A 20,895-nucleotide genomic window follows, 5' to 3' on the forward strand; every position below is an offset into this window, starting at 1 on the left:
AATGTTCACAAAATTAGTTTTTTTCTTTGTTATAAATGAGTTTTAGGATGATCAAAATCATCGTAGCTACCACCGAAATACTGTTGGTAACAATCATCGAAATATGATCTTTACCTATTCCAAACCACAACCATAAACCGCTGCTCAAAACTCCAATAATACAAGTAATTAAGGAAATTTCTTCTGCAGATTTTTCTTTCAAAATTTTAATAATTTGAGGAACAAAAAGCGCCGAAGATAAACCACCGGCGATAAAACCAATAATTTCAATATCCATAATTTTTCTTTTTTTTAAAGCTATTAAAGCATATTCCATTTTTATGCCGTGGTTTTCTTTAAATTTGAATTCAGTTTAGCTAAAAATGACACAGGATTACATTTCATTTAAAGGAAAAATCATTCAACACGGCGAAATAAATGCAGCTTTTGTTGAATTTCCATTTTCCACGGAAGAACTTTTCGGGAAAAAAGGACAGGTTAAAATTAAAGCAATTTTCGACGGTCACGTAGAATATCGCGGTAGTTTAGCCAAAATGAAAAGCGATTGTCATAGACTCGGACTTACCCAACAAATCAGGAATAAACTCAGGAAATCCTTTGGAGATGAAGTTTCCGCAAAACTATGGGAAGATAATGAAGAACGCATTGTAGAAATTCCGGATGATGTAAAAATCGTTTTTAATGACAATCTACAAGCCAAGGAACTTTTTGACAAAATGAGCTATACCCACCGAAAAGAGTACATCCGATGGATTGTGGAAGCGAAAAAACCCGAAACACGAGAAAACAGAAAAGTGAAAATGATCGAAATGATTCTCGCCGGAAAAAAGGAATATAATGAAGAAAATCAATCATTTAGAAACTGAAAGATTAACGACGCGTCCGATTTCTTCGGATGATGCAGAATTTATTCTGGAACTTTATAATTCTCCGAAATTCATTGAGTTTATCGGAGACAGAAATATTAAAAACACGGAAGATGCAGCCAATTACATCATCCAAAAATTTCTGCCACAATACGAAAAGCTTGGATTCGGAAATTATTTGATTACCCGAAAAAGCGACGGAAAAAAGATCGGTTCCGTGGGAATTTTCGAAAGAGAAGGATTAGATGTTCATGATATAGGGTTTTCATTTCTCCCGGAATTTGAAGGACGTGGTTATGGTTTTGAATCTGCTTCAAAGCTTTTAGAAACTGTAATTCAAGAATTTAACTTAAAGAAAATTTCCGCAATTACGACAAAAACAAATTTTTCGTCTCAAAAACTTATTGAAAAATTAGGTTTGAAGTACAAAAAAATAGTAACGCTTCCCGGCGATGATGTTGAATTGCTTTATTATGAAATCTCAATTGAGGCTATTTAAACATTAAAAAACGCACTTTTAGGTGCGTTTTAATTTTTTAAGGATTCCACTTTTTGGCGCTCGCTTCGCTCGCGCTACCTAGTAATTCGGTTTCCAATCTACCACCGCTTTGATGAAGGCTTCGGCGTTTTCTAAAGGAATATTTGGTAAAATTCCGTGACCAAGATTCACGATATATCGATCTTTTCCGAATCGATTAATCATTTCGTTCACCATTTTCTTGATGGTTTCGGGTGTAGAATGTAATCTTGTAGGATCGAAATTTCCTTGTAAAGTCATCGAATGATTCGTAAGAACTCTAGCAAATTCAGGTTTGATGGTCCAATCGACACCCAATGCAGAAGCTTTAGACATCGTCATTTCTTCTAACGCGAACCAACAACCTTTCCCGAAAACAACAACATGAGTAAGCGGACTCAAGGCCTCAACAATTTGGTTGATGTATCTCCACGAAAATACTTCGTAATCATCCGGAGAGAGCATTCCGCCCCAAGAATCGAAAATCTGAACAGCAGAAACACCTTTTTCAACTTTTCTTTTTAAGTAAGCGATTGTGGTATCGGTAATTTTTTGAAGTAAAAGATGGGCCGCTTCCGGATTTTGAAAACAAAAAGTTTTGGCAATTTCAAATGCTTTAGAACCTTTACCTTCTACACAATAGCACAAAATTGTCCATGGAGAACCGGCAAAACCAATTAATGGAATCTCACGATCCAATTTCTGAAGGGTAAGTTCAATCGCATCGAAAACATATCCCAGAGTATCATTTACATCAGGAACTGGAATATTTTGCACTTGTTCCAAAGTTCGGATAGGTTCATCGAGCCATGGCCCTACATTTTCTTTCATCTTAAAATCCAATCCCATCGCTTGCGGAACTACCAAAATATCTGAAAAAAGAATGGCTGCATCTAGTGGATATCTGCGGATCGGCATCATGGTAATTTCCGCTGCAAGTTCCGGAGTTTGGCATCTTGTGAAAAAATCGTACTGATCACGAAGTGCACGGAATTCCGGCAAAAATCTTCCGGCTTGTCTCATCATCCAAACCGGCGGTCTTTCTACGATTTCGCCTCGTAATGCCTTTAGGTAAAGGTCGTTTTTAATCATAACTTATTATTTTGTTCTGCCTCCACTTCTGGGCTATAGTGGGAAGAAATTAAATTCAACAAATCATCAACATTGCTCTCAGAGCTTGTTATGACTGTATTTTTGGTAATTTTTTTTATCTCTTTTGTCGTAGTTTCTCCGATAGAAAATAGCTGAAAATCTTCTAAAGAATTAAACTTTGCAAAACTACGCACACCGCTGGGACTGAAGAAACAAACCGCATCATATTTTGCAGAAATCGTTGGATAAAGCAGTTCAGTTTCGTAAACGGGAATTTTTTTGTAGGAAATATTTTGCAGTGGTAAAGCTTTATTCAAGACGTTAAGGGCGAGATTTCCGCAGAAGTGAAGAAATTTTTCTTTCGGGCTGTTTTCAATAATAAATTCAGCGAGCTCCTTCGCGTTCTTGGTCACTTTGAAAGTTCCAAAACCAAATTTCCTAAGTTCCCTCTTCGTCATCTGTCCTACCGCGTAAATCTTATTGAAATTGCGTTCGGCAAAATTCTCATTGGGTAGAAAATGATTACTAAAAAAAGAATTAACCGCATTAACACTGGTGAAAATCAAGGATTTATCTTTCAAATCAAACGATTCAACTTCCAACTGATTTATTTTTATTACATCTACAAAATCATAAGAAAAATGACCTCCTAATTTCTTGGAAATCATCAATGGGTTGATTTTTTTTGTAAAGAGAATTTTCATGAAACAAATATTGTCAATAGCTGAAAAACCTGGTGTTTTTGGGCTATTTTAATTGATTTTTAATCTCCGCCATTAGCTCCCTTCCGCCATTATTCAATACCTTTTCGGCCAAAATCTTTCCGAAGTTTTTATGTTCATTCCACTGGAAAATTTCGTCGGTTTCGATGCTATTTTTTCCGTCCAAGGAGCATAATCTGGCCTGAAATCGCACTTCATTTTGATCATTTATTTCAGCAAAAGCCCCGATGGGAGCGGTACAACCACCTTCCAAAGTATTGAGGAAATTTCTTTCTATATCAATGCAAATTTGTGTCTTTTTATGGTTAATGTCTTTAAATATCTCTTTAATTTCCTCATCATCAGCACGTCCGCAAATCGCTACTACACCTTGTGCCGGCGCAGGAATCATCATCGGAAGTTGTTCATATTCAATATTTAATTCCATTCTTTTAATCGCCGCAAGTGAAAAAAGTGTTGCGTCGAAATCGTTTTCTTCAAGCTTTTTTAACCGAGTTTGTACGTTGCCTCGAATGTCTGAAATTGCAGTTCCCGGAAATTCTTTATACCAAAAAGCACGTCTTCTCAAACTGCTTGTCGCAATTTTCAAATCTTTCAAATCCAGGGTTTGGGATTCTTTTTTTCTTACCAAAACATCTTCTGGATAGTCTCTTTCCAAAACCGCGATAATCTCAATGTTTGTAGGCAATTCGGTAGGAATGTCTTTGAGAGAATGTACGGCAATATCCACTTCTTTATTCAATAGTGCAATATCGAGATCTCGGGTAAAAACGCCTGTAATCCCCAATGAATAAAGCGGTTGTGTGAGGTTTTTATCACCTGTGGAAACAATTGGTGTGATGTCGGTGACAAAATTTCTGTTTTGGAGATTTCTTGCCACTTCACGCGCTTGCCACAAAGCGAGCGGTGAGTTTCTGGTTCCAATTTTAATGCTTTTCATTGAATTCGTTTTTGGGCTGTTCCACCAAAATTTCGTGCATCAATTTGCTGATTTCTTCCGCTTTCAAAGGGTTATCGATGATGTACTTTGCAAATCTGTTGGTGATTTTCTGGATCAGTTTATCCGAAAGTTGCATATCATTCACATCAACATACTTGTGTTTTTTGTGAATATTGTGCATTTCATAATTCTCCATTTTTTTCAGTGCCGCTTTGAAATGATGAATATTAGGAGCTAATTTCCTTTTCTTTTCCCATTCTACAAAATCCTTCGTCATTTCTTTGATGATGCTTTCCGCTTTTGGAATTTCTTTTTGTCTTTGGATCATGGTTTCGCTGATGTGAAGCGAGAGCTGATCGACATCGACCAAACTCACATTGGTGTTTTCGGTGACATTTTTCTCTACGTTATTCGGGATCGAAAGATCGATAACCAAGGTTTCTTTTCCGTTCGGGAAATGAGTTTTATTAATGATCGGATGTTGCGCACCTGTTGCAACAATAAGAATATCGGTTTCCGCGAGTTCTTCGTGCAAATTATCGAAAGGAATTTGTGGAATATTATATTTTTCCGCAATTTTTTCTGCTTTCTCGGAAGTTCTGTTGGCAACTTTTACCCGCGGTTTATAAACGTGTTTTACGAGGTTTTCAACTGTATTTTGACCAATTTCCCCGACTCCCAAAAGCAAAATATTCTTATCGGAAATCTGCGCTTGGTTTTTTAGAATGTAATGAACCGCTGCATACGAAACGGAAGCTGCTCCATTGGAAATTCCGGTTTCATTTTTAATTCTTTTTGAAATTTGAATTGCAGAATTTATTGCTCTCTCTAGAAAAGGATTGGAATATTTCTTTTCTTTTTTGAAACGGTGATAGGCGTTCTTAATCTGCCCAATGATCTCAAAATCACCAATAATCTGGCTTTCCAAACCGGCCGCAACCCGAAAAAGATGATTCAAAGCTTCTTCGTGTTTCAGGATATTCACATATTGCATGAATTCTGTAAGACTCACTCCGATGGTTTTGCAATAAAGCTCGGCAATCAGCAGATAATTCTGCGTAGTGGTATAAATTTCGGTCCGGTTGCAGGTGGAAACCACAAAGGCATCGCCCATGTTTTGGTCATGGATTTCATTGACGAAATTTTTAACGTTTTCGTCAAAAAAAGCAAATTTTCCCCGAGTTTCGGCATCAGCTTTCTCGAAACTGACGCTGAGGACAGCGAAATTGGCGGTTTTGTGAATGTTGGTATCCTGATTCATAAAGCAACCGCAAATTTAAGATTTTAAATTGAATTGGTGAAGGTTCCAAAAAATGAACTTTATCAGTAAAATCTATGAGTTTCTGAATTTTATTTTAGGATTTTTAATTAAAAATGAAACCATTAGTTATGTACATTTTATTTCGAAAGAGTTTTGAATTTTAATAAAATTTTAACCAAATTAACTGAGAATCTAATTTTTAGAACGGTTCTAAATTTATATCTTTGTACACTTAAAAAAAATCAAGAAAAAATGGGGCTATTTGATATGTTCACGCAAGATATTGCGATTGACTTAGGCACAGCAAACACACTTATTATACATAATAACAAGATCGTTATCGATCAACCTTCTATAGTAGCAATTGAGCGTTCTAGCGGAAAACCAATCGCAGTAGGCGAAAAGGCGAAACACATGCAAGGAAAAACTCACGAAGATATCAAAACAATTAGACCCTTGAAAGATGGTGTAATTGCTGATTTTCATGCATCTGAACACATGATCAAAGAGTTTATCAAACAAATTCCCGGCATTAAAGGAAAGCTTTTTCAACCTACTTTAAAAATCGTAATTTGTATTCCTTCCGGAATTACCGAAGTAGAAAAAAGAGCGGTACGAGATTCTGCACAAAAAGTAAATGCCAAAGAAGTTCGTTTGATCTACGAACCAATGGCTGCTGCAATTGGGGTAGGAATTGATGTTCAAAAACCCGAAGGTAACATGATTATCGACATCGGTGGTGGTACTACCGAAATCGCAGTAGTAGCTCTAGGAGGAATTGTTTGCGACAAGTCCGTGAAAATTGCAGGTGATGTTTTTACCAATGATATTGCATATTACCTGAGAACGCATCACAATTTGTATATCGGTGAAAGAACTGCCGAACGAGTAAAAATCGAAGTAGGATCTGCCGTAGAAGAACTGGATGTTGATATTGAGGATATTCCGGTTCAAGGGCGTGATTTGATTACAGGTAAGCCTAAAGAAATTATGGTAAACTACAAGGAAATCGCTCGCGCATTGGACAAATCGATCATCAGAATTGAAGATGCGGTAATGGAAACCCTTTCGCTTACTCCACCTGAATTGGCTGCAGATATCTACAAAACAGGAATTTATCTTGCCGGCGGTGGTGCTTTGCTCAGAGGACTTGCAGATAGACTTCACAAGAAAACAGGCCTTCCGGTTTTTGTAGCTGAAGATCCTTTGAGAGCGGTGGTTCGCGGAACAGGTATCGCTTTGAAAAATATGGATAAATTCAACTTCCTGATTAAATAATTTTTAACTTTTTTACGACATTAACTGATGGGATTTTTGCTGCGATTATTTTCGAAGAACGGTTTGTTCGTTTTCTTCCTATTTCTGCAGCTCACCGCTTTGGTACTGATTTTCAGCAGAAACTCGATGCAACAATCGTGGATTTCGGGACAAACGGCGGCTTTCAATTCCTGGGTTTCCGGATATATCGACGAAGGAACTTCTTACCTTAAATTAAAGCAAATCAATGAGCAACTTGTTGCCCAAAACAAAGTTTTGATGGAGCAGGTCTATGGAAAAAACCCTTCCGGGATTCCCAATTTCAGAAAAGTTCATGACACCATCGGGGGTGGACAAATTTATACTTTTGTAGACGGTGAAATCGTTTTCAATAGCATCAACCGGAAAGATAATTACTTCACCATCAACCGCGGAAGACGAGATGGAGTTTTGCCACAAATGGGCGTTATGGCTCCAAAAGGAATCGCCGGAATCGTGATTAATTCTACAAATTCTTATGCGTTGGTTCAATCTGTTTTAAGCTTGAATAAAATCAAAATCAACGCTTCCTTAAAAAAATCAGGTTATTTCGGAACTTTAACATGGAAAGGCGAAGATTCCCGAATTATGCACCTCGCTGATGTGCCGAAATATGTTCCACTTCAAATTGGAGATACCGTAGTAACCGATGGTAAATCTGCGATTTTTCCACAAGGAATTATGATTGGAAAAGTTTCCGGATATGAAGTCGACAGCAAAACCGGTTTCTGGGATATTTCCGTGGAACTGAGTGAGAAAATGGGCAACCTCAGCAAAATATATGTGGTGAAAAACCTGAAAAAAGCCGAAGTTCAAAAGATACAGGATACGCTACAAGCGACTATAAATAAAGAGAAATGATAAGCAGAACCCTTTTTACCGATATCCTGATTATTGTTTTGCTGATTGCATTACAGATTTTCGTGCTGAATCGCATTACGCTTTTCGGAAAATACACTCCGGTAATGTATCCGGTTTTCGTGATGTTTTATCCGTTTTTCAGAAACCGTTTTCAGTTTTTAGCGCTCAGTTTTATCCTCGGATTAGGAATTGATGCGTTTCTCTACACTTGGGGAATCAACGCGTTCGCAACAACCATGATTGCGTATTTCCGAACTTTAATTTTCCGAACCTCAACCGATACTTCGACAGACTTTTTCTCATTTCAGTCGTTGCAATGGTCTCAATATTTGTTTTTCATTTTATCGAGTATTTTCTTGCACCAGCTTCTGGTTCAGTATATTGAGTTTTTCAAATTCAGTAGATTCTTCGAAATCTTTATGAATGTTTTGGCAACAAGCGCGATTTCTTTTATATTTATAATGATCTATGCATTGGCATTTAAAGTAAAACAAAAGGTTTAGAAATTGCCCCATTTTTAATCCGAATTAAAAGATAACGCTTTTCCTAATTTCGAATTCCACGCGAGCTTTGGAAGAAAATGTTAATCAAAACGCATGAAATCACAGTACCTTAAAATTACCTCTATACTATTCATACTTGCTTTAATTTTTATCGCAAGATTAGCTTATTTGCAACTTTTCACCGATCGATATGCGCTGAACGCTGCAAATACTTCCATTAAAACAGAATATATTATTCCACAACGGGGTGTAATCTTCGATAGAAATGGAAAAATTATGGTCGGAAACCAGCCTTCCTACGAAATTTCTTTCACCGAAGCTTTGATAAAAAGTGATTTCGATACTTTGGGATTTTGTAATATAATGAAAATCAGCAAACAAGATTTCATTAAAAGAATTAACCTCATCAAAAAAGAAAAATACTATTCTAAGCTCACTCCGATGACTTTCATGAAGAATTTGAGCAGGGAAGAAATCGCAAGAATACAAGAAATTATCTTTAAATATCCGGCGTTCAGCATCGTTTCCAGACCACAACGACAGTACGAAGTTTCAACTTCCGGAAATTTGTTGGGCTACACCAATGAGGTAAACGATCGGGAGATCAAAAAAGATTCGCTGTATTATCTTCCGGGAGATTTCATTGGGAAAACCGGTGTTGAAAAATCTTATGAAAAGGAACTTCGCGGCGAAAAAGGCATACAATACATCCAAAAAGATATTCGCCTTAGAAATGTAGGCCCTTACAAAAACGGAACTTTAGACAAAGAAGTAATCACCGGAAAAGACATTACCCTCACCATTGATTACGATTTGCAAAAATTGGCCGAAGAAATGTTAGTGAATAAACAAGGTGCAATTGTAGCAATTGATCCTAAAAATGGTGAAATTCTTGTTCTAGCAACGGGTCCGGATATTGATCCCAATTTATTCGTAGGTCCAGATAAGACCAAAAACTTGTATCGTTTGCAAATGGACACGATTTATAACAATCGTCCAACTTTTGATCGTTCTCTACAAGCGGCTTATCCGCCGGGTTCAACTTTCAAACTTCTCACGGCGGCTGCTGCGATGCAAATGGGCGTGATGGACGAAAATACCATTTTCCCTTGTGGTGGAGGATTTAACTATAAAGGATTAAGAGTAAAAGGACATGGCGGCGCTGATCCGCTGATTCCGGCAATTCAGGTGTCGAGTAACTGCTATTTTTCCTATGCTTTCATTGCAATCATGAATAAATATCCCGGAAATCCATCAAAAGGTGTGGACGAATGGAAGAAAATCATGAGCAGTTTCGGAGTGGGAGAATTTTTGAACAACGATTTGGCCGTAGGTTCGAAAGGTAGAATTCCTTCTGGAGCTTTTTATGAAAAAAGAAGTGGCAAAAAAGATTGGAGCTCTGCCTACACGATGAATGGATCTATTTTCAACGGAATGGGGCAAGGTGATGTTTTGCTTACCCCACTTCAAATGGCGAATGCAACTGCCGCAATCGTAAACAGAGGTTGGTATTATACGCCTCATATCGTGAAATCGATTGATGGAAAACCAAATCCTGATCCAAGATTTAAAGTAAAACACAAAACTCTGGTAAACCCTAAACATTTTGGGCCCATCATTAAAGGAATGGAAGCAGTAGTACTGAATGGAACAGCAAGAGGACTTAAATCCAACGACTTTACAATGCTGGCAAAAACCGGAACTGCACAAGTTCCACAAGGAAAAGACAACTCAATTTTTGTATTGGCTGCACCTGCAGATAATCCTAAAATCGTCATCGTTGCCGTAATGGAACACGCTGGATTCGGTGCAACTTGGGCTGGACCCGCAGCTGCTGTGATTGCCGAAAAATATTTAACGGGTGATTTAAAAAGAGAACATCTTTATAAAAAGCTTACTAACGCGAGTTTCATGCCGGAATACCGACGACAATGGAATGCCGAACTGAAACGAAAAGGACTTTACAAAGAACCTAACAAAGATTCTTTAAAAATCCAAAGCATTGAAGACAGTTTAAAATTTATAAAAAACGAAAATCTCCGTTCAAAACTTGTCTTTAAGAGAGACTCGCTACGGCTGAAACTTAAAACACAAAATCCTAAAAAATGAAGTGGACAGAAGGCATAGACAAAACCAGTATCTTTCTTTATCTCGCTATTTCTTTTTTTGCAGTAGCGAATATCTATAGTGTGGATGAGGGTTTAGGTAAAAAACAACTTATTTTCCTCTGCATTTCTATCGTCGTGGGCTTGATTATTTTCATGATGAGAACCAAATTTTTCGAGAATTTTGCAAGCATAATCTATGTAATCGGCATTTTGCTTTTGATTGGATTATTCCCTTTTGGAACAGAAATTTTAGGACAAAAAAACTGGTACAAATTCGGCGGAGTTACCATGCAACCAGTTGAATTTGCTAAAATAGGGGTTGCATTAATGCTAGCAAATTATGTTTCCGGCCCCGATTTTAATTTGAAAAACCAGAAATCACTGCTTACAACTCTTGCTATAATCGGTATTCCCGCGATTGTTGTGCTTGCGATTCCTGATGTGGGTTCACTATTGGTCTTTACGGCTTTTTTTATTGCGCTTTTCCGGGAAGGGCTTAGCGGCTGGGTCTTCGGTGTGGGCGCGATTTTAGCTGCAGTTTTCTTAGTAGCATTGGCGGTGGATCCTCTTTATGTAATTATTGGGATTAGTTTAATTTTCCTAATTATTATCTTTTTTAATTACCACAGAATTCATTGGAACGTTGTTTCTATTTCCGGTTTTATTGGATCATTTCTGCTACTCTCCGGAATAGCTTTTGCAACTCCAAAAATTTTAGAAAAAATGCCAAAACACCAACGTGAAAGAATTGAAGTTTTGTACAAAGGTGAAAAGGCATTTCGCGACACTTCGGGCTACAATCTTTTATATTCTAAAACAGCCATTGGTTCCGGCGGTTTCTTCGGAAAAGGATACAAAGAAGGCTCAGTAACCCAAGGAAAATTCGTTCCGGAACAAGAAACCGATTATATTTTCTGCACCGTGGGCGAAGAATGGGGTTTTTTCGGAGCCACTCTGCTTGTGATTTTTTATGCCATTTTCATTGGTCGCATCTATTACCTTTCCGAGCAACAGAAATCGGCATTTAACCGCGTTTTCGGCTACTCTTTTGCTTCAATTCTTTTGATGCACTTTGCGATTAATTTAGGCATGGTAATGGGACTGTTTCCAACGGTTGGGATTCCTTTACCTTACTTTAGTTACGGGGGAAGTTCTTTGTTAGCATTCTCCATTATGACTTTTATTTTCTTCAAATTAAACTACGCCGATCGCAATAGTTTGGTGTAATTAAACCAATAATTATTTTAAAGTTACCATTCATTATTAAAGAAGATATTTCTAAAGTTTAGTTAACATTTTTAAACATCAATAACAAGTAAATTTCATTAATTAAATCTAATTAAAAAGTTTCAGTTACCTGAAAACAAAAAAAGCTGCCTTATCGAGCAGCTTTTTATTGAATCAATTATTTACTTTTTGTATTTATTCTTAGTTATTTGCTAAATTGTTGAAAGAATCTATAGAGATTACTCTCTTCGCAAATCTGTATCTGGGTCCCCAATAAGAATCATTCAGTGATGAAATCATCACACCTCTGGAAGTAGCAGCGTGGATAAATTTCACATCTCCTTCTGGTGAAACTTCTTCTACAATTCCGACATGTGAGATTCTCCCTCTGCCTTGGTGAGAAAAGAAAACCAAATCTCCTTTTTGAAGTTGATCTTTCTCGATTTTTTCACCTTCTTGAGCTTGAGATGCTGCTACTCTTGGCAAATTCATTCCAGTTACTGATCCGAAAACCGAAAGAACGAATGCGGAGCAATCAATTCCATTTCTGGTCATTCCACCGTAACGGTACGGAGTTCCCAAATAGGTTTGAGCTTCGGCTAAAAGATCATCAATTTTTTTGGTGAATTTTACAGTTTTAGCAATTTCTTCGTTTCTTAAAGTAGCTTCTAACGCCTTTGTAGCGACAAGATTCTCATCTTTAAAATTACTAAGTAATTGTGCTTTAGCAGTTTCTAATTTTTTATTATCGATTGATGCAAGTTTGGCATCTGATTTGTATGTATTGAGGTGTGTTGCTGGTGATGAAACAACGTAGTTGCTAACACAAGACTGCATTGAAAATGTAGCAGTAATAGCAACAAGATAAATCAGAACTCTTTTCTTCATATATATTTGATTATCTGTGTTAAAGATGAAATATTTCGTTTTAAAAGCAAAGCAAAATTAAGTATTCAAGTTCGAAGGAGGGTGAAATCACCCTTTCTCAAAACTTACTTTAACACTTTTTAACAATTCTTTTGCTTATGTTAAAGCAAAAATCGCCACAATCCCTTTATTTAAGAGATTGTGGTTTTGTTTTTTATTAAGATTTGTTAACATTTATATGCGTCATCTATTCAAATTATTACTGCACTCTATAATTGAGAAACCTAAAACAAAAAACCCTGAAAAATATTTCAGGGCTCTTAATAATGATTTTTGAACAAATATTATCGTATAAATAATAATTCACGGTATTTGGTCATTGGCCAAAGTTCGTCATCAACGACCATTTCCAAAGCATCGGAAGCTTCACGGATTTTATCGAATAGCGGTTTCACATCATTGCAAAATGCTTCTGCAACTTTCTGTGAATTTGGGGCTTTTTTCGCTGTTGCGATGGCTTCTAACAATTTATCAGCTTCCACTTTCATCACGGAAACATAACCTGAAATTTCAGAGATCATGTTCATCTGTTCTTTTGCAAGGGTTTTAAATTCTTTGTCTCCGAATATTTCTTTTAGACCTTTCACATTTTCGATGAGTCTGTTTTGGTAATTAAGCGCACAAGGAATAATATGGTTTCTGGCAATATCTGCTAAAACAGTAGCTTCGATAGAGATCACGGTAGAATATTTTTCTAATTTAATTTCATTTCTCGCTTCAAGTTCGCGGTGAGTATAAATTCCTAGTTCTTCGTACAGTGCAACAAATTTTTTGTCTAATTCTTTTTTCAGAGCTTCCGGAGTAGTCTTTAAATTGTTCAATCCTCTTTTTTCAGCTTCTTTCGCCCAATCTTCAGAATATCCATCACCTTCAAACATAATCTTCTTAGAATCTTTGATGTACTCTCTTAGAATATTAAAGATGGCTTCGTCTTTTTTCAAGCCTTTTGTTTCTATCAATTCATCTACTTCTTTTTTGAAGTTTTGCAATTGCTTCGCAACGATAGCATTCATCACCGTCATTACTTCCGCGCAATTGGCAGATGATCCAACTGCTCTAATCTCGAATTTGTTTCCTGTGAAAGCGAATGGTGAAGTTCTGTTTCTATCGGTATTATCCAATAAAATTTCAGGAATTTTACCTACAACGTTTAATTTAAGTTCGGTTTTCTCTTCAGGAGATAATTTTCCGTCCGTTACTTTTTCCAATTCTTCCAAAACATTGAAAAGCTGACTTCCAATAAATGCAGAAATAATCGCTGGTGGTGCTTCGTTGGCTCCAAGGCGGTGATCGTTGCTTGCAGAAGCAATACTTACTCTTAAAAGATCTGCATAATCGTGAACAGCTTTCAAAGTATTTACAAAAAAGGTAAGAAACTGAAGGTTCTTTTTAGGATTTTTACCAGGGCTTAGCAAATTTTCGCCGGTATCGGTTGCTAAACTCCAGTTGTTGTGTTTTCCGCTTCCGTTCACGCCTGCAAAAGGTTTTTCGTGGAACAAAATATGGAAATGGTGTTTGTGCGCAACTCTCGCCATAATATCCATTAATAATGAATTATGATCTACGGCAACGTTGGCTTCTTCAAACATCGGAGCCAACTCGAATTGGTTGGGTGCCACCTCATTATGTCGAGTGGTCACCGGAATTCCCAATTTCATACACTCAATTTCCAATTCTTTCATAAAGTTCATTACTCTTGTCGGAATTGATCCAAAGTAATGATCATCAAGTTGCTGCCCTTTCGCAGGAGAATGTCCAAGAAGAGTTTTCCCGGTGATCACCAAATCCGGACGAGATTGATACAATGCAGAATCTACCAAAAAGTATTCTTGTTCCCAACCTAAAGTAGGAATTACTTTGGTAACATTTTTATCAAAATAAGATTTGCAAACATCGGTTGCAGCTTCATCTACCGCATGCAAAGCTCTTAAAAGAGGTGCTTTATAATCTAGAGTTTCCCCTGTATAAGAAATAAAAATAGAGGGAATACACAAAGTAGTTCCAACGATAAAAGCCGGCGATGTAGGATCCCACGCGGTATAACCTCTCGCTTCGAAGGTATTTCGAATTCCACCATTCGGAAATGAAGACGCATCTGGCTCTTGCTGAATAAGCATTCCGCCGGAAAATCTTTCAATTGCGCGATCGCTTTCGAAAGGTGTGAAGAATGAATCGTGTTTCTCCGCAGTAGAACCTGTCAACGGTTGAAACCAGTGCGTATAGTGAGTTACACCTTTGCTCAACGCCCAATCTTTCATTGCTACAGCAATTTGATCTGCAACATCTCTTTGGATTTTGGTTCCTCTTTTTATCGCATTTTGGATGGATGTAAACGCTTCTTTGGTTAAGTATTCTCTCATTGTTTCTTCCGAGAAAACATTTTGGCAGAACAATTCCGAAAGTTTTGCCGGTACTGTAACCGCATTGTCTTTTCTATAGTCTTTGAAAGACAACATTTCTAAAGCTTTAAATCTTAATGATGACATATTTTAGTGTATTTTTGATGGGGCTAAATTACAAAAAAATAAAAAACAAACACGCAAACCCTTTAAATTTTTGGGGTCGAGTATAATTATATCAATTTATATAGGAATTACATTAACAAAGATTCATTTTTAATTAATAGCATCAATAATTAGAGAATATAGAAATTTGAGAGATATGTGTTATATTTGCCAAAAGATACACCTATGGTAAATTCACGAGCAAGAGAAACTACAGAAGCAATTGAGCGACTATACGTTTCGATGCGACACTTATTCTATCGCGGTTTTTTCAAACCTTCCGGAATCTCCGGCGAAAGTCTTCGGTCTCTATTAATGACCATCAACCCTGAAATTTACGGAACAATGGGCGTTCCCAATAAAATTGAACTTGACGGGCTATTGTATGTACTCGATCGTCTTCCGGAGGGAATCGAAGAATGTTCATTCATTCACCTTACGTCCGACGAAGGATTCGAAAAAGGCAGCTTCGAGGTTATTGTTCCTAAGAAAAGACGCAGAAACTGCTACCGTATCGATAAGCATCAAATGAATATCGAAGTACTTTTAGGACGATCTGAAATCTACGATATTCTTACCCACCTTACCTTCTTATATATAGAAGCAGATAAAATTAAGAACCTCGCTTTCATTTCCGATGAAAACGACAAACCTACGCGCGCCTGGAAAATCATCGAAGAAGTAGCCACAGGCGAGAAAAAATTCAGCAGAAAAGAAAAAGAAGTTGCTTTAATTCATCTTTCCTCCTTATTGGGAAGAACTTTCGATGAAACCTTGAATGCTTATAATAATTTCGGTGATGATAAAAATCCGGACAGACTTTTCAAAATTATTTATCATCTTGGAAACGAAAGTTTCAATGACAATAAAAAGATCAGAGAGCGAGAAGTGCATTTCTCTGCAATTCTCCGCGAAAGGGTTGGGCATCATTTCTTTGGTGAAAAATGGGCCAATAAAGTAAAAGAAGTTCTGGCAGAAAACAATCTGCAGATGAGACCTTTGCACATTATCTCCGCCAATATGCACTCGGTAAAGAATATGCTTTACGCCAATGATGCATTAGGGAAAAAGTCGACGAAAGATGTCGATTTTAAACTTTATGAAGAAATTTCCAACAAAAAATCGCTTCAGGAAAAAGTTCTTGAGCATTCACAGAAAGCGGGTTTAATTTACATTGATGACCAAAGTGGAAGCAACATCGATGTACAGATTATCGATTTATCCAAAACCGACCTTAAAAACACGCCTTTCGCAGGAATCAAATTCGGCGGAGACGATGTAATAATGGTTTTCGATTATGCTTTCGGGGAACAAGCTTTCGAAGTGATGGACGAGCTTCTTCGCCCGTACGACTACAATGGCGAAATCTACACCATGAAGGTAAAATCCATCTCGATCATGGGTAAGGCCGGAATTTTAAAAGGAGGAAAAGGAGATATCATGATCCCAACCTCTCACGTTTTCGAAGGAACTGCTGATAATTACCCGTTTGAAAATGCGTTGAAACTTTCAGATTTCGAAGATGATGAACTCCAAGCATTCGAAGGAGGAATGATAACGGTACTCGGAACTTCACTTCAGAACAAAGACATTCTGCGCTATTTCATGGATACTTCCTGGAAAGCCATTGGTTTGGAAATGGAAGGAGCGCATTACCAAAAAGCAATACAGGTTGCTTCCAAAATCCGCCACCACATTTCGGAAGATTTATTTGTAATGTATGCTTATTACGCTTCCGATAATCCTTTGGAAACAGGTTCTACCCTATCTTCCGGAGGCTTGGGATTAACAGGAGTGAAACCAACTTATTTAATTACTTTAAGAATTTTAGAGAAAATTTTATCAAGCGGCAAAACCGAAACCAAGAAATAAGACCTTGCTAAAATCATACAACCCTTTCATCCAACCTCGCGATGAAAGGGTTTTTTATTAAAATTTCTTATCTTTCCCATTCAAAAAATTATTTCAATATGAAAATGCGGTACTTTTTCGTTTTTACTTTTTTCTTTGCACTTTTTTCAGCTCAGCAAAACCCTTATTATCACCAATATGCAAAATATAAAATGGATATTGATGTCAATGCGCAAAATTTCACTTACCAAGGAAAACAAACTTTAACTTACACCAATAATTCGCCTGACGAATTGAAAGTTGTGTACTTTCATTTGTATTGGAATGCGTTCAAAGCTGGCTCTATGATGGATCAAAGAGTTCAAAATCAAGGAAAAAACGGAGATTCCAGATTGCAGATCAACGGAATTTCAAGATTGGCTTCTATACCGAAAGAGGAAGAAGGCGCACAAAACATTCATTTCATTAAACAAAACGGAAAAGACTTGAAATTTGAAGTTCAGGAAACCATCATGAAGGTGGAACTGAACACGCCTTTAAAACCCAATTCTTCTACCACTTTCACCATGGAATGGGACGCCAATATCCCTCAGCAAATCCGCCGTTCCGGAAGAAACAATCGAGAAGGAATCGATATGACAATGACGCAGTGGTACCCGAAAATTGCAGAATACGACTATGATGGTTGGGCAACTTTTGATTATGTTGGTCGCGAATTTCATGCTCCATTTTCGGATTACGAAGTGAATATTAAAATTGATAAAGAATACGTAATCGGAGCCGGAGGAAACCTGGAAAACCCAATGGAAGTTAAAGGTTATGATGCGAATTCAACCGTTAAAACAGATGATAAAAACAAAGCAACATGGAAATGGACTGCTAAAAACATCCTCGATTTCGCTTGGGCTGCAGACAGAGATTACACTGTGGAAAACTTTACTGTTCTCGATGGACCGAAAGTTTTTTATGTTTACCAAAAATCTGAAAAAACAAAACTATGGGAAGAATCTAAACCTTATATCACCAAATTTTTCCAACTGATGAATGCAGCTTTCGGAAGATATACTTACCCGACTTACGCTTTCATACAAGGCGGAGACGGCGGAATGGAATACGGAATGTGCACGATGATGTTGGGCAATGCAACTTCACTGGAAGGCTTGGTTGGATTGATGGTTCACGAAGGTGGTCACTCTTGGAATCAGCAAATTTTGGCTTATAACGAAAGCGTGCGACCTTGGATGGACGAAGGTTTCACAAGTTATTACGAAAGCTATGTAATGCACCAACTTTTCCCGCCGGCAAAACCAGTCGCAAACCCATTTGTAGGAAGTTTAAATTCCTACCGAAACTTCGTGAAAAGAGGGATTGAAGAACCGGCAGTTTGGTTGGGAGATCACCATGATAATGGCACTGCATATTCCTTTGCATCTTATGTGAAAGGCGAACTTTTCTTGGTGCAATTGGGTTACATCATGGGAGAGCAAAATTTATCGTTGGTAATGAAAGAATTCTATAATCAATGGAAATTGAAACATCCTACCGATAGGGATTTCATGCATATTGCGCAGAAAATTTCCGAAATGAATTTGAAATGGTTCCATCATTATTGGATTAATACCACCAAAACGATCGATTATAGCGTAAAAAATGTGAAACACGAATCAAATTCGACCACAATTACCTTGGAAAACAAAGGTTCGGTTCCGATGCCAATTGATTTTTCTGTTTTAACGAAAGATAAAAAAGTGGTGAATTATCAAATTCCACTCAACATGACGCATACTTGGAAAAAGAAAGATATTTATGGGAATTTTGAAACTTTAAATTATTGGCCTTGGACACAGAAAGAATACACTTTCACGATTCCTTTCAACAAATCACAAATTTCCGCTTTGGGAATTGATTTTTCCGGGAGATTGGCTGATGTCAATATGGAAGATAACTTAATAGAAGTAAAGTAATTTCAAGCTTTAATTAAATGAATTCAATTGTAATCAACATAGGCAATACCAACATCAGATTCGGGCTTTTTGATGATGACAACTGCGATATTTCGTGGATTCTCAACACCAAATCTTATCGAACGAGTGACGAATTGCAAATGCAATTTATAATGATGTATCAAACCCATAAAATCGATGCCGAGAAAATCGACAAAGTGATTATTGGTTCGGTAGTTCCGCAATTAACTTACGATATTACAAGAGCTATTGAAAAAATTCATGGCAAAAAACCCATCATCGTTGACCGAAATACCCCTTCCGGAGTGCAACCGAAATCAAAACAAATGGGAACGGATATCTATGCAAATCTGGTTGCAGCGCATCATCTTTATCCTAAAAGAAAAAAAATTATTTTCGATTTTGGAACTGCTTTAACCGCAAGTTGTATCGACGAAAACGGCGAAACCATCGGTGTAATTATCGCTCCCGGAATTATCACTTCTTTGAATTCACTGATTCATGATACCGCTCAATTACCAGAAATTGAACTGATAAAACCAGCTAAAGTTTTAGGTTTGGATACCGTTTCTTGTATGCAAAGCGGGATGGTTTACGGATTTCTCGGGATGGTGGAAGGATTTATCACCCGGATTAATGATGAAGTAAACGAAGATTGTTTCGTAATTGCAACCGGTGGAGTTTCTCATGTTTATAAACCTTTAACTGAAAAAATTCATATAGCAGACCGGCTTCATACATTGAAAGGTTTATACTTTTTAGGAAAAGATTTGTAAAATATAAGATTTCAAAATATAAAAAACGCACCTTTTTCGGGTGCGTTTCTTTTATTATTGGGGTGAAATTATTTCTTCTTGGTTTTCACTTTATCAGCTTCATCTTTTATGAAAGGATATTTCTGTTTCATATCTTCCAAAAGCTGAGGATCAAGATCCAAAGCCGTTGATAGCGCCAATCTTCCTTCTTTTTGATTGTTAAGATGGAAATAGCAATTGCTCAATTGATAGTACAATTCTGCTCTGTTATGCATTTGAGTTGCGCTTTTCAAAACTTTTATTGCATCTTCGAAATCGCCGATCAACATGAGCACTTTAGAATAAGCGTACCAATTGTAAAAACGCGTTGGTTCGTAATCAACAAGTTTTTTCAAGCATTCTAAACTCTCTTCAAACTTCCCGGAATCGATGAAAAGAAACGCGAGTCGCTTTTGATAATCCAAATTATTATCATTTAAAGAAACCGCTTCTTTCGCAAAATGCAATGCCTCCTTCATCCCTCCCATTTCCTCATAAATATAAGACTGTTCCATCATCGAGAGATAAAACTGAGGGTCGTCTCTCAACGATTTTTGGAAAGCATTCAGGGCTAAAACAGGTTGTTTGTTTTCCTTGTAGCACAAACCGATTTTATAGTAAGTGTAGGATTTGGTATACTCCAATTCCAGCATTTCCTGATAAACAGCAACCGCCTTCAACCATTCGCCCATGGCTTCGAAACATGCCGCTTTATTAGCATAAACTCCCACCGATTGCGGATTGACTGCCAAAAGATAATCAAATCCCTTGATGGCTTCTTCGTAGTTTTTTTTGTTGAAATAAAACTGTCCGTATTCGTACCAAGCTGTTTCTGAGAAAGCAAACTGATCGAGGTAACCATTGAGGAATTCAATCGCTTCGTCGCTTCTTTTCAGTTGGTTGTAGCAGAACATCACGTTTTCCAACGCATAATCGTCTTGTTGATCGAAACTTAAAGCCAATTTATAATGTTTCAAAGCGTTGAAAGGATCTTCAAGATTCACAAATTCATCAGCGATGAAATTGTGCAGAAAATTCTCTTCCTCATCCAGTTCCAAACCTTTTAAGCAATATTCAATTGCTCTACGCGGATTCCCAAGATTGGAGTAATATTTCGCACAACATACCATAAAATCGATACTTTCCATTGAAGATTCATTCAATTCTTGCATCAATTCTTTGGCTTGGGTATAATTCTCGAGTTCCAAGTAAACTTCAAATTGTTTGATCTTGAGTTCCAGAGAATTCGGGTGAAGTTTCAACGCATAATTGGTAGCCACTTCTGCGTAGGAGATATCGCCCATTTCTAGGTAATGAATGATGATATCCTCGTATTCTTCGGTTTCGAAGTACAATTCATCATTATTTTCTACCATTTCTTCGAACTTTCGTACCAGTTCGTTATCAAAAAAATCTTCCAATGTAATATCTCGTTGTCTTTCCGATGTTCAAAAATTTCTTC

At 37.2% G+C, this 20,895-nt stretch carries 18 protein-coding genes; 10 read left to right on the plus strand and 8 right to left on the minus strand.

What is annotated here, in order from left to right; genetic code table 11:
* Positions 1-13: 13 nt before the first annotated feature.
* The gene (locus AP75_RS01670; RefSeq protein ID WP_158212061.1) at positions 14-277 is read right to left on the minus strand and encodes a SemiSWEET family sugar transporter; all 264 of its coding nucleotides are present in this window, start codon (positions 275-277) and stop codon (positions 14-16) included.
* 85 nt (positions 278-362) lie between these two features.
* Here AP75_RS01670 and AP75_RS01675 point away from each other — a divergent pair, with 85 nt between their 5' ends.
* Positions 363-866, plus strand: a complete 504-nt coding sequence (locus AP75_RS01675) for a YdeI/OmpD-associated family protein (protein ID WP_088263462.1) — start codon at positions 363-365, stop codon at positions 864-866.
* Positions 838-1,365: a GNAT family N-acetyltransferase gene (locus AP75_RS01680; RefSeq protein WP_031501224.1), complete on the plus strand. Its 528-nt coding sequence runs from the start codon at positions 838-840 to the stop codon at positions 1,363-1,365. Before AP75_RS01675 ends, AP75_RS01680 begins: the two co-directional genes overlap by 29 nt.
* A 78-nt stretch (positions 1,366-1,443) precedes the next feature.
* On the opposite strand, the gene hemE is transcribed toward AP75_RS01680, so the two are convergent.
* The 4 genes from hemE to hemA are packed head-to-tail and all read right to left on the minus strand — an operon-like array spanning position 1,444 to position 5,398.
* A complete protein-coding gene (gene hemE / locus AP75_RS01685) occupies positions 1,444-2,475 on the minus strand; it encodes a uroporphyrinogen decarboxylase (RefSeq protein ID WP_088263463.1) in 1,032 nt (343 codons plus the stop codon).
* On the minus strand, positions 2,472-3,179 hold the full coding sequence (locus AP75_RS01690) for a uroporphyrinogen-III synthase (RefSeq protein WP_088263464.1): 708 nt from the start codon (positions 3,177-3,179) through the stop codon (positions 2,472-2,474). The genes hemE and AP75_RS01690 overlap by 4 nt, the downstream gene beginning before the upstream one ends.
* Positions 3,180-3,222: 43 nt before the next feature.
* Positions 3,223-4,137, minus strand: a complete 915-nt coding sequence (gene hemC / locus AP75_RS01695) for a hydroxymethylbilane synthase (protein WP_031501223.1) — start codon at positions 4,135-4,137, stop codon at positions 3,223-3,225.
* Entirely contained in the window at positions 4,124-5,398 is a 1,275-nt protein-coding gene (gene hemA, locus AP75_RS01700; protein WP_031501222.1) for a glutamyl-tRNA reductase, read from the minus strand. Before hemA ends, hemC begins: the two co-directional genes overlap by 14 nt.
* A 252-nt stretch (positions 5,399-5,650) precedes the next feature.
* Here hemA and AP75_RS01705 point away from each other — a divergent pair, with 252 nt between their 5' ends.
* The 5 genes from AP75_RS01705 (at position 5,651) to rodA (ending at position 11,393) form a co-directional block, all read left to right on the plus strand.
* The gene (locus tag AP75_RS01705) at positions 5,651-6,676 is read left to right on the plus strand and encodes a rod shape-determining protein (protein WP_031501539.1); all 1,026 of its coding nucleotides are present in this window, start codon (positions 5,651-5,653) and stop codon (positions 6,674-6,676) included.
* A gap of 27 nt (positions 6,677-6,703) precedes the next feature.
* Positions 6,704-7,555 carry a rod shape-determining protein MreC gene (mreC, locus tag AP75_RS01710; RefSeq protein WP_031501540.1) on the plus strand — a complete coding sequence of 284 codons (852 nt, stop codon included), beginning with the start codon at positions 6,704-6,706 and terminating at the stop codon, positions 7,553-7,555.
* On the plus strand, positions 7,552-8,058 hold the full coding sequence (locus AP75_RS01715) for a rod shape-determining protein MreD (RefSeq protein WP_088263465.1): 507 nt from the start codon (positions 7,552-7,554) through the stop codon (positions 8,056-8,058). The genes mreC and AP75_RS01715 overlap by 4 nt, the downstream gene beginning before the upstream one ends.
* Positions 8,059-8,151: 93 nt before the next feature.
* Positions 8,152-10,167: a penicillin-binding transpeptidase domain-containing protein gene (locus AP75_RS01720; protein ID WP_088263466.1), complete on the plus strand. Its 2,016-nt coding sequence runs from the start codon at positions 8,152-8,154 to the stop codon at positions 10,165-10,167.
* Entirely contained in the window at positions 10,164-11,393 is a 1,230-nt protein-coding gene (rodA, locus tag AP75_RS01725; RefSeq protein WP_088263467.1) for a rod shape-determining protein RodA, read from the plus strand. Before AP75_RS01720 ends, rodA begins: the two co-directional genes overlap by 4 nt.
* A gap of 201 nt (positions 11,394-11,594) precedes the next feature.
* Here rodA and AP75_RS01730 read toward each other — a convergent pair whose 3' ends face one another.
* Both AP75_RS01730 and AP75_RS01735 read right to left on the minus strand, forming a co-directional pair.
* On the minus strand, positions 11,595-12,281 hold the full coding sequence (locus AP75_RS01730) for a C40 family peptidase (protein ID WP_031501536.1): 687 nt from the start codon (positions 12,279-12,281) through the stop codon (positions 11,595-11,597).
* Between the two features lie 323 nt (positions 12,282-12,604).
* Positions 12,605-14,806, minus strand: a complete 2,202-nt coding sequence (locus AP75_RS01735) for a glutamine synthetase III family protein (RefSeq protein WP_088263468.1) — start codon at positions 14,804-14,806, stop codon at positions 12,605-12,607.
* A gap of 204 nt (positions 14,807-15,010) precedes the next feature.
* On the opposite strand from AP75_RS01735, the gene AP75_RS01740 reads away from it, so the two are divergent.
* The 3 genes from AP75_RS01740 (at position 15,011) to AP75_RS01750 (ending at position 19,415) form a co-directional block, all read left to right on the plus strand.
* Positions 15,011-16,696, plus strand: a complete 1,686-nt coding sequence (locus AP75_RS01740; protein ID WP_088263469.1) for a DUF6909 family protein — start codon at positions 15,011-15,013, stop codon at positions 16,694-16,696.
* Between the two features lie 104 nt (positions 16,697-16,800).
* A complete protein-coding gene (locus tag AP75_RS01745) occupies positions 16,801-18,639 on the plus strand; it encodes a M1 family metallopeptidase (protein WP_394335366.1) in 1,839 nt (612 codons plus the stop codon).
* A 17-nt stretch (positions 18,640-18,656) separates the two neighbouring features.
* Entirely contained in the window at positions 18,657-19,415 is a 759-nt protein-coding gene (locus tag AP75_RS01750) for a type III pantothenate kinase (RefSeq protein WP_031501869.1), read from the plus strand.
* 68 nt (positions 19,416-19,483) lie between these two features.
* Here the strand turns inward: AP75_RS01750 and AP75_RS01755 are convergent, their stop codons facing one another.
* Positions 19,484-20,854: a tetratricopeptide repeat protein gene (locus AP75_RS01755; protein WP_088263470.1), complete on the minus strand. Its 1,371-nt coding sequence runs from the start codon at positions 20,852-20,854 to the stop codon at positions 19,484-19,486.
* Positions 20,855-20,895 lie beyond the last annotated feature (41 nt).

It is taken from the genome of Kaistella haifensis DSM 19056, assembly GCF_000735695.2.
Classification (GTDB): domain Bacteria; phylum Bacteroidota; class Bacteroidia; order Flavobacteriales; family Weeksellaceae; genus Kaistella; species Kaistella haifensis.

Excerpts from the sequence above, each read along its gene's own strand:
- AP75_RS01670 (WP_158212061.1), bottom strand. The coding sequence starts at position 277 with ATGGATATTGAAATTATTGGTTTTATCGCCGGTGGTTTATCTTCGGCG.
- AP75_RS01675 (WP_088263462.1), top strand. The coding sequence starts at position 363 with ATGACACAGGATTACATTTCATTTAAAGGAAAAATCATTCAACACGGC.
- AP75_RS01680 (WP_031501224.1), top strand. The coding sequence starts at position 838 with ATGAAGAAAATCAATCATTTAGAAACTGAAAGATTAACGACGCGTCCG.
- hemE (WP_088263463.1), bottom strand. The coding sequence starts at position 2,475 with ATGATTAAAAACGACCTTTACCTAAAGGCATTACGAGGCGAAATCGTA.
- AP75_RS01690 (WP_088263464.1), bottom strand. The coding sequence starts at position 3,179 with ATGAAAATTCTCTTTACAAAAAAAATCAACCCATTGATGATTTCCAAG.
- hemC (WP_031501223.1), bottom strand. The coding sequence starts at position 4,137 with ATGAAAAGCATTAAAATTGGAACCAGAAACTCACCGCTCGCTTTGTGG.
- hemA (WP_031501222.1), bottom strand. The coding sequence starts at position 5,398 with ATGAATCAGGATACCAACATTCACAAAACCGCCAATTTCGCTGTCCTC.
- AP75_RS01705 (WP_031501539.1), top strand. The coding sequence starts at position 5,651 with ATGGGGCTATTTGATATGTTCACGCAAGATATTGCGATTGACTTAGGC.
- mreC (WP_031501540.1), top strand. The coding sequence starts at position 6,704 with ATGGGATTTTTGCTGCGATTATTTTCGAAGAACGGTTTGTTCGTTTTC.
- AP75_RS01715 (WP_088263465.1), top strand. The coding sequence starts at position 7,552 with ATGATAAGCAGAACCCTTTTTACCGATATCCTGATTATTGTTTTGCTG.
- AP75_RS01720 (WP_088263466.1), top strand. The coding sequence starts at position 8,152 with ATGAAATCACAGTACCTTAAAATTACCTCTATACTATTCATACTTGCT.
- rodA (WP_088263467.1), top strand. The coding sequence starts at position 10,164 with ATGAAGTGGACAGAAGGCATAGACAAAACCAGTATCTTTCTTTATCTC.
- AP75_RS01730 (WP_031501536.1), bottom strand. The coding sequence starts at position 12,281 with ATGAAGAAAAGAGTTCTGATTTATCTTGTTGCTATTACTGCTACATTT.
- AP75_RS01735 (WP_088263468.1), bottom strand. The coding sequence starts at position 14,806 with ATGTCATCATTAAGATTTAAAGCTTTAGAAATGTTGTCTTTCAAAGAC.
- AP75_RS01740 (WP_088263469.1), top strand. The coding sequence starts at position 15,011 with ATGGTAAATTCACGAGCAAGAGAAACTACAGAAGCAATTGAGCGACTA.
- AP75_RS01745 (WP_394335366.1), top strand. The coding sequence starts at position 16,801 with ATGCGGTACTTTTTCGTTTTTACTTTTTTCTTTGCACTTTTTTCAGCT.
- AP75_RS01750 (WP_031501869.1), top strand. The coding sequence starts at position 18,657 with ATGAATTCAATTGTAATCAACATAGGCAATACCAACATCAGATTCGGG.